This window comes from Maricaulis sp. (genome assembly GCF_015665295.1).
Lineage (GTDB): Bacteria > Pseudomonadota > Alphaproteobacteria > Caulobacterales > Maricaulaceae > Maricaulis.
In genome coordinates this window covers 105,142-117,899 of sequence record NZ_JADFAJ010000023.1, presented here as the reverse complement: position 1 = coordinate 117,899, position 12,758 = coordinate 105,142, and the positions used below count along the sequence as shown (strand labels likewise).

11 protein-coding genes and 2 tRNA genes are annotated in these 12,758 nt (G+C 64.9%); 8 read left to right on the top strand and 5 right to left on the bottom strand.

All coding sequences use genetic code 11. From position 1 onward, the window contains the following. The 4 genes from QZZ02_RS11340 to QZZ02_RS11325 all read left to right on the top strand — a co-directional run. Nucleotides 1-628 (top strand): GGDEF domain-containing protein (locus QZZ02_RS11340; RefSeq protein ID WP_291844569.1); only part of this gene is annotated, 628 nt, incomplete at its 5' end. Then, nucleotides 570-851 (top strand): diguanylate cyclase, encoded by a 282-nt coding sequence (locus QZZ02_RS11335; RefSeq protein WP_366511531.1) that lies wholly within the window; start codon nt 570-572, stop codon nt 849-851. The genes QZZ02_RS11340 and QZZ02_RS11335, both read left to right, overlap by 59 nt. Nucleotides 852-1,023: 172 nt before the next feature. Next, nucleotides 1,024-1,097: transfer RNA gene (locus QZZ02_RS11330), tRNA-Gly, on the top strand. A gap of 91 nt (nt 1,098-1,188) precedes the next feature. Beyond that, nucleotides 1,189-1,821 (top strand): VTT domain-containing protein, encoded by a 633-nt coding sequence (locus QZZ02_RS11325; RefSeq protein ID WP_291844568.1) that lies wholly within the window; start codon nt 1,189-1,191, stop codon nt 1,819-1,821. On the opposite strand, the gene QZZ02_RS11320 is transcribed toward QZZ02_RS11325, so the two are convergent. Genes QZZ02_RS11320 through QZZ02_RS11300 form a run of 5 tightly spaced genes read right to left on the bottom strand, consistent with a single transcriptional unit; the run spans nt 1,766 to nt 7,138 of the window. After that, nucleotides 1,766-3,037 carry a glycosyltransferase gene (locus QZZ02_RS11320; RefSeq protein WP_291844566.1) on the bottom strand — a complete coding sequence of 424 codons (1,272 nt, stop codon included), beginning with the start codon at nt 3,035-3,037 and terminating at the stop codon, nt 1,766-1,768. The genes QZZ02_RS11325 and QZZ02_RS11320 overlap by 56 nt on opposite strands. Continuing rightward, nucleotides 3,034-4,311: a hypothetical protein gene (locus QZZ02_RS11315; protein ID WP_291844565.1), complete on the bottom strand. Its 1,278-nt coding sequence runs from the start codon at nt 4,309-4,311 to the stop codon at nt 3,034-3,036. Before QZZ02_RS11315 ends, QZZ02_RS11320 begins: the two co-directional genes overlap by 4 nt. Continuing rightward, nucleotides 4,311-5,108, bottom strand: coding sequence for an MBL fold metallo-hydrolase (locus tag QZZ02_RS11310; RefSeq protein WP_291844563.1), 798 nt, complete (start codon nt 5,106-5,108; stop codon nt 4,311-4,313). Before QZZ02_RS11310 ends, QZZ02_RS11315 begins: the two co-directional genes overlap by 1 nt. Next, nucleotides 5,105-6,073 (bottom strand): NAD(P)-dependent oxidoreductase, encoded by a 969-nt coding sequence (locus tag QZZ02_RS11305; protein WP_291844562.1) that lies wholly within the window; start codon nt 6,071-6,073, stop codon nt 5,105-5,107. Before QZZ02_RS11305 ends, QZZ02_RS11310 begins: the two co-directional genes overlap by 4 nt. Before the next feature lie 3 nt (nt 6,074-6,076). Then, nucleotides 6,077-7,138, bottom strand: coding sequence for a 3-oxoacyl-[acyl-carrier-protein] synthase III C-terminal domain-containing protein (locus QZZ02_RS11300; RefSeq protein WP_291844561.1), 1,062 nt, complete (start codon nt 7,136-7,138; stop codon nt 6,077-6,079). A gap of 407 nt (nt 7,139-7,545) precedes the next feature. Between QZZ02_RS11300 and tuf the strand changes: the two genes are divergently transcribed. The 4 genes from tuf (at nt 7,546) to secE (ending at nt 12,749) form a co-directional block, all read left to right on the top strand. Continuing rightward, nucleotides 7,546-8,736: an elongation factor Tu gene (gene tuf, locus QZZ02_RS11295; protein WP_291844543.1), complete on the top strand. Its 1,191-nt coding sequence runs from the start codon at nt 7,546-7,548 to the stop codon at nt 8,734-8,736. 531 nt (nt 8,737-9,267) lie between these two features. Beyond that, nucleotides 9,268-12,183, top strand: coding sequence for a TonB-dependent receptor (locus QZZ02_RS11290; RefSeq protein WP_291844560.1), 2,916 nt, complete (start codon nt 9,268-9,270; stop codon nt 12,181-12,183). Between the two features lie 151 nt (nt 12,184-12,334). Continuing rightward, nucleotides 12,335-12,410 (top strand) — tRNA-Trp (locus QZZ02_RS11285). Nucleotides 12,411-12,491: 81 nt separating this feature from the next. Then, nucleotides 12,492-12,749, top strand: a complete 258-nt coding sequence (secE, locus tag QZZ02_RS11280) for a preprotein translocase subunit SecE (RefSeq protein WP_291844558.1) — start codon at nt 12,492-12,494, stop codon at nt 12,747-12,749. Nucleotides 12,750-12,758: the final 9 nt, after the last annotated feature.

The following is a 12,758-nucleotide window of genomic DNA, read 5'->3' as shown; positions in this document are numbered from 1 at the left end:
GCTGATTACGCCAAGCAATATCCTGATGATCCCGGGCATCATGACCTTCGCGCTGGCTGTTGGCTGGCGCACCGGGTTGACCTATCTCGTGGCGACCCTGTCGATCTACACCTGGTGTGTTCTGCAGTCCTCGCAGGCGGATGCACAGTCCGTCATGAGCTATGGCGTGACCTTGCTCGCGGCATTGGGCGGCACCGCCATATTCGTGTTCGTTGGCGCGACGATCTTCCGCAGCGAGATGATCAATGCTGCCCGACGGCTTGATCGCGCCAAGCGTGCCGCCGAGGCCGCGACGGATCATTTCCGGGAGCGTGCGGCGACCGACGCCCTGACAGGCGCCGCCAATCGCGCCTCTGTCGACAGGATTCTCGCGGCCTGTGTCGAGCGGTGTCGCGAAGACGGGCAAGCCTTCGCGCTGGTGGTGTTTGACCTCGACCACTTCAAACGGGTCAATGACAGCTATGGCCACCTCGCGGGCGACCGGGTGCTTATCGAGGTCGTTCGGGCCGTGAGGTCTGTCCTTCGTCCTGCGGATTCGCTGGGGCGGATCGGGGGGGGAGGAATTCATCGTGATCCTGCCCGGCGCAACCGGCGATCTCGCCGTGCGACTGGCGGAGCGCATGCGTGAGGCGATCGCGGCTATCGTGATTGACGTCGAAGGCCGCGGCCAGGTCCGCCCGACCGCGAGTTTCGGCCTGGCTGAAGGACTGCCGGCACTGACGGTGACCGAGCTTCTCGAACAGGCCGACCAGTGTCTGTACCGCGCCAAACGGAGTGGTCGGAACCGGGTCGAGCTCTCGCCATCCATGCGACCGGGCATTGCCCTGATGGACACGGCGGCGCGGGCCTGAAAGCGACAGGACCGAAGCGTGCCATGGCGGCGCTTCCGGGGGCTCGCCAGATCTGCTCCGCGCTTGTTTCCGATCGCCCTGTGAAACAGCCGGGAGGCTGCATCGGACGTGCAACACCCCCCTCGACCTCGTCTCGGCTTGCGGCTAGAAAGATCGCGATCCCTGAGGTCCCGCGGGTATAGCACAATGGTAGTGCAGCAGCCTTCCAAGCTGAGGATGCCGGTTCGATCCCGACTACCCGCTCCAACCTTCCCCATCACATCCCAAGCCTGACAGTCCAAGCCAGACAGTCCATTGCGCGCTATCACCGGCGTCGGTGTGAGCTTATGGTTGGATCATGATCGGGATTCTTGCTGACACGTCCGAGACTTGGTTGCTTGCCAGCCTGTTTCTGGGCGCGCTTCTCGACGCCTTGCCGGGCCCCTGTCTTTTCGTGTTCGGCGAAGTCTTTTTCGTGTTGGCCGGCACTCTGCTGCACGACGCGGGGACGGTGTGGCCTGTCATGGCGGTTTTCGCCGGCGCCCTGGTCGCCGACCAGATCGGCTACGAGCTGGGCAGGCGGGCCGCTACGCCGCTGCGCCGGCTGGCACTGGCCACGGCGCGGCGCCGGTCGGCCTATCGGCGTGCGCATCGCGGGCTGCAAGGGCGGACCCTGGTTTTCGTTGCGGCGAGCCGGCTGCTCGGACCGGTGGCCTGGATCACACCGGCACTCGCCGGGAGCCTGCGCGTATCCTGGTTGCGGTTCACCCTGGGCTCCCTGATCGGCGTCTTCCTGGGGGTCGGGCAGTTCGTGCTCTATGGCTGGTTGCTCGCGGCGGGTGTCGGGGCTGCCGGCTTCGATCTCGGCCATTTCCTCGCCGAGCATGCCGTCCTCATCCTGTTCGGCGGGAATGGTGTCGTGATAGCGGGTCTGCTTATCGGGCGCTGGCAGTTCGGTTCCCGGCGTGGGCCTCGACAAGATCAGCAATGAGCGCGGCGGCGGGAAGGTCCGCCTCATGCGCCGCGAGTTCATCGCGTCGCTGCCGCGCTGTATCGCGTGTCCGCGGCGACAGGGCGAAGGCGAGCAAGCGGTCGATCTCGCCTGCGTCGAGGGTCCGTTTCGGCGGCGGCGGCGCGACCCCTGTCCGGGCCAGCATGGTCGCATTCCAGAACTGGTCGAGCACGTGCGGCAGGATGATTTGCGGGCAGCCCGCGCGCGCTGCCGTATCCAGCGTGCCCGCCCCGCCGTGATGAATGACCGCCCGGCACTGCGCAAAGAGCCGGTCGTGCGGGACCTGTCCGCAGACGTGATGGCGCCCGAATGATCCGGGTGGACGTTGGGCCAGGCCCGCCGCGATGACGGCACGCTGCCCCGCCGCCTCCAGCCGGTCCAGCCAGAGTGCGAGTTTCGCCGCTCCGCCACTGACCTGCATCGAGCCGAGGCCGAGATGGACCGGTGGCGGTCCGGCCGCGAGGAAGCCGACCAGATCATCCGGCAGAGGCGTGCTGCCGGATCGAAGCGGCGGATAGGCGACCAGGCGGCTTGCACTGTCCCATTCGGCGGGCTGCCGGATATCGAGGATGGCGGGCAGGGCGGTTATGCGGGGCAGCGGCTCGCCGAGATGGCGCGACAGGTCGGCAAGGCCGGGGCGTGGCCGCGACACCAGCCGCCGGCGCGCGCTCGCCAGCGCGACGCCCAGCCCGGCCAGCGAGGCCGTAACGGCCAGATAGCTGGCCCGGTTGAGCCAGCCGCCCATGTCGCGACGGGCAATCATGGCGCAGGGCAGCGCGCCGCCGGGGGTCAGGACCGGCTGCAGGGCCATCAGCATGAAGGGCAAACGGTGATGTTCCGCCGCGATGCGGGCCGGCATGGCAACCGGATTGGCGAGGACGAGGCCGGCCCCGCGAGCCGCGTCCAGTGAGCGGGTCAGTACATCCTCGATATGGGGGCGGATCATGACCGGCCAGTCGCGAAAGAAATTGACCGGACCGCGCAGCGTGCCGCGCACGCCGGAGCGGGCCATCCACTCGCCGACTGAAAAGTCCGGCGGCGTGGCGGCGGTCAGCCCGTGCCCCCGGATGATGGTTGTGTAGTCGCGCGGAGCCAGCACGGTGACTTGATGACCGCGTTCCGCGAGCGCTTTTGATAGCGCAAGATAGGGCATGACATCGCCGAGTGTGCCGAGGGTCTGGATCGAAATCTTCATCGGCAGGTCCGGCAGACGCGACGCAATTTGCCCGGGCCGGGCGGTGGCAGATCGTCAAGCCGGGCTGCCAGTTCGACCCGGGCTCCCAGATGCCTGAAGCGTGCGGCGAGACTGTCTCGGGCGAGATCGAGAATCCCGGCGCAATCGCGCGGCAACCGCAGTTCGACCCGGTCCGGCGCCGTCTGGGTGACGCGGAAATCGTGGATATGGGGGCTGGCATCGACAACGGCGTTGCGGATCACGTCAGGCGTGATCGCGACATGGCCGGAACCGCTACCGGCCAGCTGGAAGACGTCGTCCAGCCGCCCCGCGACCGAACGCACTGTGGTGAAGGCTGAACCGCAGGGGCAGGGGCTTCCGTCCAGCTCGAGAAGGTCATTCATCCGATAGCGCAACATGATCTGCTGGCGCCGGGTGAAGTCGGTGATGACCGGTGATTTCAACATGGCGTCACCGGGCACGGCCTCCCACTCAAACAGGAGGTGGTCTTCCAGCAAGTGAAGGCGCCCGAGCGGGCAGGCAACGGCGAACAGGCCTTCCGTTGCCATGTAGATCTCGCGCACGGTGACGGCGAAGCGTGCCTCGATCATCGCCCGGTCGAGCGGGTCGAGCACTTCGGCGCCTGAGAAGACATGGGAAGGCGCCAGCTTGCTGTCGCGCCCGGCGAGCAGGCGCAGGACTTTCGGCGGGGCGATCAGCACGTCCGGCAGCCAGGCCTCGACCGCTGCGGCCTGGGTCTCGACGCCGTCATTGAGATCAAAGAAGCGCAGGGCCAGGCGGCCGCTTTCATTGGCGGCATCATAGAGGCGGCTATTGGCGGGCAGCAGGACGGCGAGGCGCAGGCGCTGACGCCAGAATCCCGGCAAGCCGCGCGCCAGGATCACTCCCAGCCAGGCATGACGTTCCGCGTCCGAAATCACGTAATAGCCGCGATTGCCGCTGGTGCCCGTGCTGGCACCGACTGCAAAACCCGCGGGCGCCTCGCCGGCCTGCCAGGCAGATCGGGCGGTGGGGGCGTCGAGGCGCAGCGTGTTGTAGGCCTCAAAGCGCGCCATCATCGTCGCCTTGTCGACCTGCGGATAGGCGTCGAGTGGCTGTCCGGCCCGGTCTTTGTAAGCCTCGACGGCGGTGATGCGGCGGTTGAGGAAGTCGCGCAGGCGGCGCTGCTGCCAGGCGTCGATCCGCGCGCGCGTGGTCAGCGTGCCGGCCAGCCAGCGAGCACGGGCATAGGCGGCCATTATCGCGGCGGCGGCCGGCAGGGCGGGGCCCACCATCAGGTGTGACCCTGCGGCAGATCAGCGGGGATATCCGGATCGTGGCAATAGACGACTTGGCCGCCCTTTTCGACGAAGGCGCGAATGCGCCGGGCGCTGTCGCGTGTGGTGGCCGCATCGTCATACACCCAGGCGGCCGGCGGGCCGGGCAGGCGGTCTTCCATGACGGCCCGATGCAGCCATTGTGCATCGGCGGCGTAGAGCAGCGGCGGGTCGAAACGCGCAAAACACAGGCCGACATGACCGCGCATATGGCCCGGCAGCGGCACCGCCAGGACACTGCCATCACCAAATACATCGCGGCCCGGCCCCAGCCCGAGCGGCGCCCGGGCCTGTCGCAGGTCATGGATGTCCTCGACGCGCTCGAGGACATTGTCGGGCAGCAGTTCCGCGAACACGCCATGACGCAGCCGCCTCGACCCCATCGCGAGATAGTGTTCGAGGGCTGTTCGGTCGGCGAGGATGCGGGCGCCGGGATAGTCGCGGAGCGCGGCAATGTGGTCGGCATGCAGGTGGGTCAGGATGATGGTCGAGGCGTCGGGTCGGGCGCCGGGCAGGGCCTGGTCGGTCAGCCTTGGTCGCAAAAGGGCATTGTAGATCCGCAATGCCAGCGACCGGGTCCCGCCTGTGACGCGCGCCGAGTAGCCGGTGTCGATGAGACAGGTGCCGACCTTGGTGTGCCGGAAAACACCATAACGGACCGGTATGTCCAGCATGCGGCGCCGGCCGCCTTGCAGCACCAGGAATTCCGGTGCCCGGACCGTTGCCGAGTTGGGGAAGTCCAGGGCTTCGATCATGCCGCCATCCCGGCGAAGGTGCGGTCCAGTCCGGCCTCGAAATCGATCTGCGGCTGCCAGCCCAGCCGGTCGCGGGCGGCAGTCAGGTCGAGCGTCTGACTGTAGGCAAACAGGCCGACACCATAGGCCGTTACCGGCGGCTCGGGCCGGCCGGGCAGGATCGCGCAGGCCGCTTCCGCCATCCGGGCCGCCGCCAGGACGAACGGAACCGGCAGCGATCGCCAGCGCACCGAAACCCCCTGTCGCGCCGCGGCGGCTTCGACGATCTGCCGAATGGCCATCGGCTGGCCGCCCGAGATGTTGAAGACGCGCCGGTCCGGCGCCGGCGCGGCACCAAGCGCTGCCAGACAGGCGCTGACGACATCCTCGACATGGGTGAGATCGGTCATCGCGCTGCCCTCGCGCATCAGCGGAAGCGGACCGCGCGCTGCGGCACGCATGAGGCGGGGCAGGAGGGCCGTGTCGCCGGCGCCGTAAAGCCCGCGCGGGCGCAGGATCACCGGATCGAGATCGGTGGCGTCCAGGACGAGCGTCTCGGCGATCCGCTTGGTTCGCGCATAGGCATTGACCGGGTCGGGCAGGGGCAGGTCCTCGGGGACGGCGAGCTGGTCGGCAAAGCGGAAATAGACGCTGGGGGAGGAAATATGCACGAAGCGGCGCACCCCGGTCGCGCGCGCCGTCGCGAGGACATGGCGGGTGCCGTCGACATTGGCCTGCCGGAAGGCTTGCTCGGAGCCCCAGGGGCTCGACAGGGCAGCAGCATGGATGCAGGCGTCGAGCGGGCCGTCCACGCGCGGGGCTCCCGCCGCCAGATCATGGGCGAGGGTCTCGCAGCCGCGCCCGGCAAGCGCGGCGAGTTGCGCCGGATTGCGGCCCAGCGCGATGACCGTATCGCCGCGCGCCAGCAGGGCGCGCACGAGATGATGGCCGAGAAAGCCGGTCGCACCGGTGACAAGTACCCGCATGGCTCAGCTTTCCAGTCCGGCCCCGCCGAGCGAGACTCCGGCCGAGGTGCCGATCATCAGCAGCTTCATCCCCGGTCCGACCCGCCCTTCCTGAAGGGCGCAGGAGAGGGCGACCGGCAGCGAGGCGGCGATCAGGTTGCCGGTCGTCGCGACATGGTTGTAGATCCGGTCGCCGGAAAACCCGCTGCGCTTGGCCATATGGGCGAGGGCGAGCGGCGAGGCCTGGTGGGGAATGACCAGGTCGACCTCGTCATGGCGCCAGCCAAGGCGGTCGAGCAGTCGGTCGATGAAGGCGGGCAGTTTCGCGGCGGAGAGCCGGAACAATTCGGGTCCGTCCATCCGGAACAGGGCATGGGCGGCGAACGCTTCGGGCGCCCGGTGAAAGTCGAAGCGTGTGCCGCCCGAAGCCAGCGAACAGCAATCATAGGCCTCGGCATGGGTTTCCATCAGGAAATCGCGAAAGCGCAGGGAGACGCCCGGGACGGCGACCGCTTGCGGCGGACCGGCACCCAGGACAAGCGCGGCCGCGCCATCGCCGAACAGGCCGGCCGTCTTGGGATCGGTTTCCCAGGGCAGGGCGCGCGAGGCGATCTCCGAGGTCACGACGAGTACAGTGCGGGCGCGCCCGGCGGCGATCTGCAGGGCGGCGATGTCGAGCGCCGTGAGGGCGCTCAGGCAGGTCGCATTCACATCATAGGCCGGGAAAGCGAGATGGGCGCCGCCGAGCCCGCGCTTGACCAGGGGCGCCGTGGCGGGAATGGGCTGGCGGCCGACGGCCGCGCCAAACAGGAGCAGGTCGATATCCTCAATCGTCATGCCGGCGGCATCGAGGGCGGCGCCGGCCGCGCGGCAGGCCATCGCCTCCTGGCTGTCGTCCGGCCCGGCAACGGTGCGCGAGCGGACCCCGCTGAGCCGTTCCAGCCAGCCTGGCGATCGCCCCAGCTCGACGTCAATCTCGACCGAATCGCGACGCTGCGAGGCAAGGCTGTGGGCAATGCCGGTGATATGAGGCGCCGCCCCTTTGCGGCTATCCTGTTCGGGCCGGATCGCGCTGACCAGTGACATGACGCATCGCCTTGTTTTTCATTTCTGTCGCAAAAAGCCTAGGCAGCGCCAATCGCCGAAAGCAAGGAAAAAGCGACGGTGGTGAATTGGATTTACTTGATTCAAAAGACCTATTTCAGCCCGGCTCGATGATTTCGAGATTTTCGGCGTCACAGACGGCGAAAACGAGAATGCCGAGCCGGGGCGGGGCCGGCCACCGGTTCGGCAGGGTTGGCGGCGTGCAGGCGCCGATCCGGCACCTTTTGGCTAATGTCTTGAACGGCGGTCTGCATTCGGGCTTGCCTTGCCGGTCTGACCTTGTGTATCAGGCGCCATCCCCAACCGGGTGTGCCCTGCACTCCCATGTAATCAACCACCATGTCGATCGGCCATTCGTCTCCAGATCGGCGCTGTAGAGGTGAAGATCGATGGCGAAGGAAAAGTTTGAGCGCACCAAGCCGCACGCGAACATCGGCACGATTGGTCACGTTGACCATGGCAAGACGACGCTGACGGCTGCGATCACGATGGTACTGGCGGAATCATCCGGCGGTGTCGCAAAGGGTTATGACGAGATTGACAGTGCGCCGGAAGAGAAGGCGCGCGGTATCACGATTTCGACGGCTCACGTTGAATACGAGACGGCCAACCGTCACTACGCCCACGTTGATTGCCCGGGCCACGCTGACTATGTGAAGAACATGATCACGGGTGCGGCGCAGATGGACGGCGCTATCCTGGTTGTGAACGCGGCTGACGGCCCGATGCCGCAGACCCGCGAGCACATTCTTCTGGCGCGCCAGGTTGGCGTTCCGGCCCTTGTTGTCTTCCTGAACAAGGTTGACCAGGTTGACGATGAAGAGCTGCTCGAGCTGGTCGAGATGGAAGTTCGCGAACTTCTGTCCTCCTACGAGTTCCCGGGCGACGATCTGCCGATCGTGGCGGGTTCGGCTCTGGCGGCTGTCGAGAAGCGCGACGATCACATCGGCAAGGACAAGATCCTTGAGCTGATGGCGGCTGTCGACGAATACATCCCGACGCCGGAGCGTCCGATCGACCAGCCCTTCCTGATGCCGATCGAGGACGTGTTCTCGATCTCGGGCCGCGGCACGGTTGTGACCGGCCGTATCGAGCGTGGTGTCGTGAAGGTTGGTGAAGAGATCGAAATCGTGGGTGTCCGTGACACCTCGAAGACGACCTGCACCGGCGTTGAAATGTTCCGCAAGCTGCTCGACCAGGGCCAGGCCGGCGACAATGTCGGCGTGCTGCTGCGCGGCGTGGACCGTGAAGGTGTCGAGCGTGGCCAGGTTCTGGCCAAGCCGGGCTCGATCACCCCGCACAAGAAGTTTGTGGCAGAAGCCTATATCCTGACGAAGGAAGAGGGCGGCCGTCACACCCCGTTCTTCACCAATTACCGTCCGCAATTCTACTTCCGCACGACCGACGTCACCGGCGTCGTGACGCTGAACGAAGGCACGGAAATGGTGATGCCGGGCGACAATGTCGAAATGAATGTCGAGCTGATCGTGCCGATCGCCATGGAAGAGAAGCTCCGCTTCGCTATCCGTGAAGGCGGCCGCACCGTCGGCGCCGGCGTCGTCTCGAAAATCATCGAGTAGGCTGCGAGGCAAACCGGTCGGCCCGACCGTCGCAGGAATCCGGCGGTGCCGGGATCGTCGCGAAAATGAGCGGGTCGACGGACCTCACATTGATGCAATTGAACGGCGCGCCCCGACGGGGCGCGCCGTTTCTGTAAGGAATCACCTGACGGCCGGATGAGAGCAGCGCAGGGTCGCCGGCCGTCCCTCCGGCAACACCCGCTTCCAGATGGCGACGGGCTTTGATTGCAGCAGAGGCGGGTGGGTTCCAATTGCCGCAAAGGACAGAAGGTTTTGAATTGTGTCTAGATTTTAATGTATGAGGCGGAATTGCAACAGTTCTGTAAAATACCAGAGGAGCCTGTGCGGTTCCGGGGCCAGTTGATTGACGGCCTTCGCGGGGCGGCGGTAGAGTCGGGACAGTGAAATCTGACTGATTTCGCGTGGGAGGGGAGCCCGGTCCGCCAGCAAGCGGCCGTTTTTCGCTTTTACCATATTTCTTACCTCGGAGGGAAAAAGAGAGTGAGATCCAGAACAATGAAGGCTTGCCTGATGGCGAGCACGCTTATCGGCGGCCTCGCGTTTGCGGCGCCGGCGATGGCTCAGGACGAGAACGATATCATCATCGTTACCGGTACTCGTATCCAGGCGCCGAATGTCGTCTCAGTCAGCCCGGTCACGTCGATCGGCCAGGAAGAACTCGATGTTCAGCAGACGCCGGATATTGAGCGGGTTTTCCGCGATCTGCCCCTGACCGTCCCGGGTGACGGCCAGAACGTCAACAACGGTACGGCCGGTGCGTCGACCGTGAACCTGCGTAACCTGGGCACCAACCGCACGCTGATCCTGATCGATGGCAAGCGCATGGTTCCTTACGACATCAATGGTCGTGTGGACGTCGCAACCATCCCGATGATCCTGCTCGATCGCGTTGATGTGGTCACCGGTGGTGCCTCGGCCGTTTACGGTTCTGATGCCATGGCCGGCGCCGTGAACTTCATCATGCAGGATGATTTCGCGGGCTTTGAGGCTGACCTCAACTACTCGCAGACCGAGTCCAATGACGGTCAGCAGTACGACATCTCCGTAATGATGGGCGCCGAAATGGATGGCGGCCGCGGTAATGTCGTCCTCGCGATGAACCACACGGACCGTGAAGCTGTTCGCTTCGGTGATCGCGATTACGGCATCTTCGGTGTCGATTCCGAAACCGGTGCGGGCCTTGGTGTCGACGCTGCGGGCGCTGCTCCGGCAGCGGATTGTACGGCGCCTGGCGCTGTCGCGGCCGATCAGTCGGGTTCGACCACGTCGATGCCGACGGCGTTCGATTTCGTGTCGGGTACGCTTCAGTACCGCAATGACGGTTCGCTCGGGCCGCGTTGCTCGCGCTTCAACTTCAACCCGTTCAACTACTACCAGACCCCGCGTGAGCGTTTCTCGTCTGCCGCCCTGGCGCGTTACGAGATCAACGACAACGCTGAAGTCTACGGTCGTGCGCTGTACTCCGCCACGAATGTTCGTCAGCAGGTTGCTCCGTCCGGTATCTTCGGTACCCGCATGGAAATCCCGCTCCAGAACCCGTTCTGGTCTGCGAACGCCGCTCAGATTGTCAGTGAAGTCAACGCCTTCATCGCGGCCAACCCGGCCGTGACGCTGGATCTCGCTGGCGTGATCGACAACAACAATAATGGCGTGTTTGACGTCAATGACTCGATCAATGTGCCGGTTCGCCGTCGTACGCTCGAGCTTGGTGAGCGTTCGACCCAGTACGACCAGAACCAGTTCCAGTTCACCCTCGGCCTGCGCGGCGATCTGCCGTTCACCGAGAACTGGACCTATGACGTCTACTACCAGCGTGGCGAAACCGACCGGACGAACACCTCCGCCGGCTACACCAACATCACCAACATCCGCACCGCTCTCAACACGGTCAGCGCGACGCAGTGTGAAACGGTTGGCGGAACGATCACGAACGGTTGTGTGCCGCTCAATGTCTTCGGTGGTTTCGGCACGATCACGCCGGAAATGGCTGCCTATTCTTCGGCGACCGCCATCGAGCAGCGCAACTATGTCCAGAACGTGTTCTCGGCAGTGACGACCGGCCCGACGGCCTTCCAGTCGCCGCTGGCTGCGCAGCCGGCCTACCTCGTGCTCGGCGCCGAGTATCGTGACGAGCTTGGTTCGACCACGCCGGACGAGTGCTGGAAAACGCCGCCGGCTTCGTGCCTTGGTGGTGCGGGCGGTAACCGTCTCCCGATCGCCAGCTCCTTCTCGGTGCAGGAAGCCTTCTTCGAGGCCAATGTTCCGCTGATCCAGGATCGCGGCATCTTCCAGGACCTCTCCCTGGAACTCGGCTGGCGTTACGCTCACTATGATCCGACCGGTGGCAATGACACGTGGAAAGCTGGCGTCAGCTGGCAGGTGTCCGACACCCTCCGCTTCCGCTACATGGAGCAGCAGGCTGTCCGCGCCCCGAACGTGGCCGAGCTGGGTTCGCCGGTCACGACCGGTCTGAGCAATGCGACGCTGGATCCGTGTTCGTCCGCCAATGTGGCCAATATCGACGCGGCTCTGACGGCGCTCTGCGTTGCCTCGGGCGTTCCGGCACCACTTGTCGGTCTGGTTCCGGATATTGTTTCCGGTCAGGTCAATACCTTCACCGGTACCGACCCGCTCAACCCGCCGGAGCCGGAAACCGGCCGCACCACGACCTTCGGTGTGGTCTGGCAGCCGGACTTCCTGGGTGGAAGCTTCAACAACACGACCCTGTCGCTGGACTATTACGACATCAACATCACCGACACGATCGGCACGTTCTCGGCCAACGAAGCCCTGAACAACTGCTACGTGCTGGGTGATCTTGCTGCCTGTTCCGGCATCAATCGTATTGCCGGTAACCTGGGTACGACGGGCGCTGGCGTGAACCTGTTCACGACCAACCTCAAATACGCTCGTGCTGAAGGCGTCGAGTTCGCTGCGTCCACCGGCTACGGCCTGGGCGACATGGGCGATCTCCAGTTCTCCTTCAACATGAACTGGTACCTGACCCAGGAGAACCAGTCCGCAGATACCTCGCCGGTTATCGAGTGTATCGGCTACTACGGCACGTCCTGTAACCCGACCCCGGAAGTTCGCTGGATCCAGCGCACGACCTGGAACAACGGTCCTTACAGCGTCTCTGTCCTGTGGCGTCACATTGGCGAGATGGAAATCGAACCGGTCGAGGCGGCTGCGATCTTTGCGGACTTCCGCTCGATCGACGCCTACGACTACTTCGATCTCTCCGGCTCCTACGAGCTGAATGACGGCGTGACGTTCCGCGCTTCGATCGACAACGTGTTCGCTGAACTGCCGCCGATCATCGGTAACGATACCGGTACGACCACGTTCAACAGCGGCAACACCTTCCCGTCCATGTATGACGTGTTCGGTCGCGTCTTCACGGTCGGTGTGAACATGCGCTTCTAAGCGTTCGTTCAAACCAGATGAGGGGCGGCGGCTTTCGGGCTGCCGCCCTTTTTTTGCAGTCACCTGTTTGCATTGCTGTAAGGGCAGTGTAGACAGCTGCGCTTCGGATGTGGCGGTGGCCCGGCCATCGTGATATCCCGCGCTCGGTCCTAGGGGTGTAGCTCAGTTGGTAGAGCATCGGTCTCCAAAACCGAGGGTCGGGGGTTCGAGTCCCTCCGCCCCTGCCAGGCCGTATTGAATTTCAGGTGGTTGCGCGTGATGCGCTCCGCCTCTTGAATAGAGGGCCCGAGCGGGCCAGATGGACTTGAATGACGCGGAACGCGAAAAATACCACGCCTGCCAAGGCGAAGGCTGACACGGCAGCGCCCAAGAAGAAGGGGGCTGGTCCTTTCCAGTACCTGTCCCAGGTGCGCCAGGAAGCCCGCAAGGTAACGTGGACGACGCGCCAGGAGACCCTGGTGTCAACCGTGCTTGTGCTGATCCTGTCCCTGATCGCCATGCTGTTCTTCTGGGGTGTCGACTGGGTGATCAGCTCGAGCATCCAGTTCATTCTCGCGCTCGGATAAGGAGGAGGC

What these genes read in the sequence shown, in the direction of transcription:
- QZZ02_RS11315 (WP_291844565.1), bottom strand. Translation starts at nt 4,311, where the DNA reads ATGGTGGGCCCCGCCCTGCCGGCCGCCGCCGCGATAATGGCCGCCTAT.
- QZZ02_RS11325 (WP_291844568.1), top strand. Translation starts at nt 1,189, where the DNA reads ATGATCGGGATTCTTGCTGACACGTCCGAGACTTGGTTGCTTGCCAGC.
- QZZ02_RS11305 (WP_291844562.1), bottom strand. Translation starts at nt 6,073, where the DNA reads ATGCGGGTACTTGTCACCGGTGCGACCGGCTTTCTCGGCCATCATCTC.
- QZZ02_RS11290 (WP_291844560.1), top strand. Translation starts at nt 9,268, where the DNA reads ATGGCGAGCACGCTTATCGGCGGCCTCGCGTTTGCGGCGCCGGCGATG.
- QZZ02_RS11320 (WP_291844566.1), bottom strand. Translation starts at nt 3,037, where the DNA reads ATGAAGATTTCGATCCAGACCCTCGGCACACTCGGCGATGTCATGCCC.
- secE (WP_291844558.1), top strand. Translation starts at nt 12,492, where the DNA reads ATGACGCGGAACGCGAAAAATACCACGCCTGCCAAGGCGAAGGCTGAC.
- QZZ02_RS11300 (WP_291844561.1), bottom strand. Translation starts at nt 7,138, where the DNA reads ATGTCACTGGTCAGCGCGATCCGGCCCGAACAGGATAGCCGCAAAGGG.
- QZZ02_RS11310 (WP_291844563.1), bottom strand. Translation starts at nt 5,108, where the DNA reads ATGATCGAAGCCCTGGACTTCCCCAACTCGGCAACGGTCCGGGCACCG.
- tuf (WP_291844543.1), top strand. Translation starts at nt 7,546, where the DNA reads ATGGCGAAGGAAAAGTTTGAGCGCACCAAGCCGCACGCGAACATCGGC.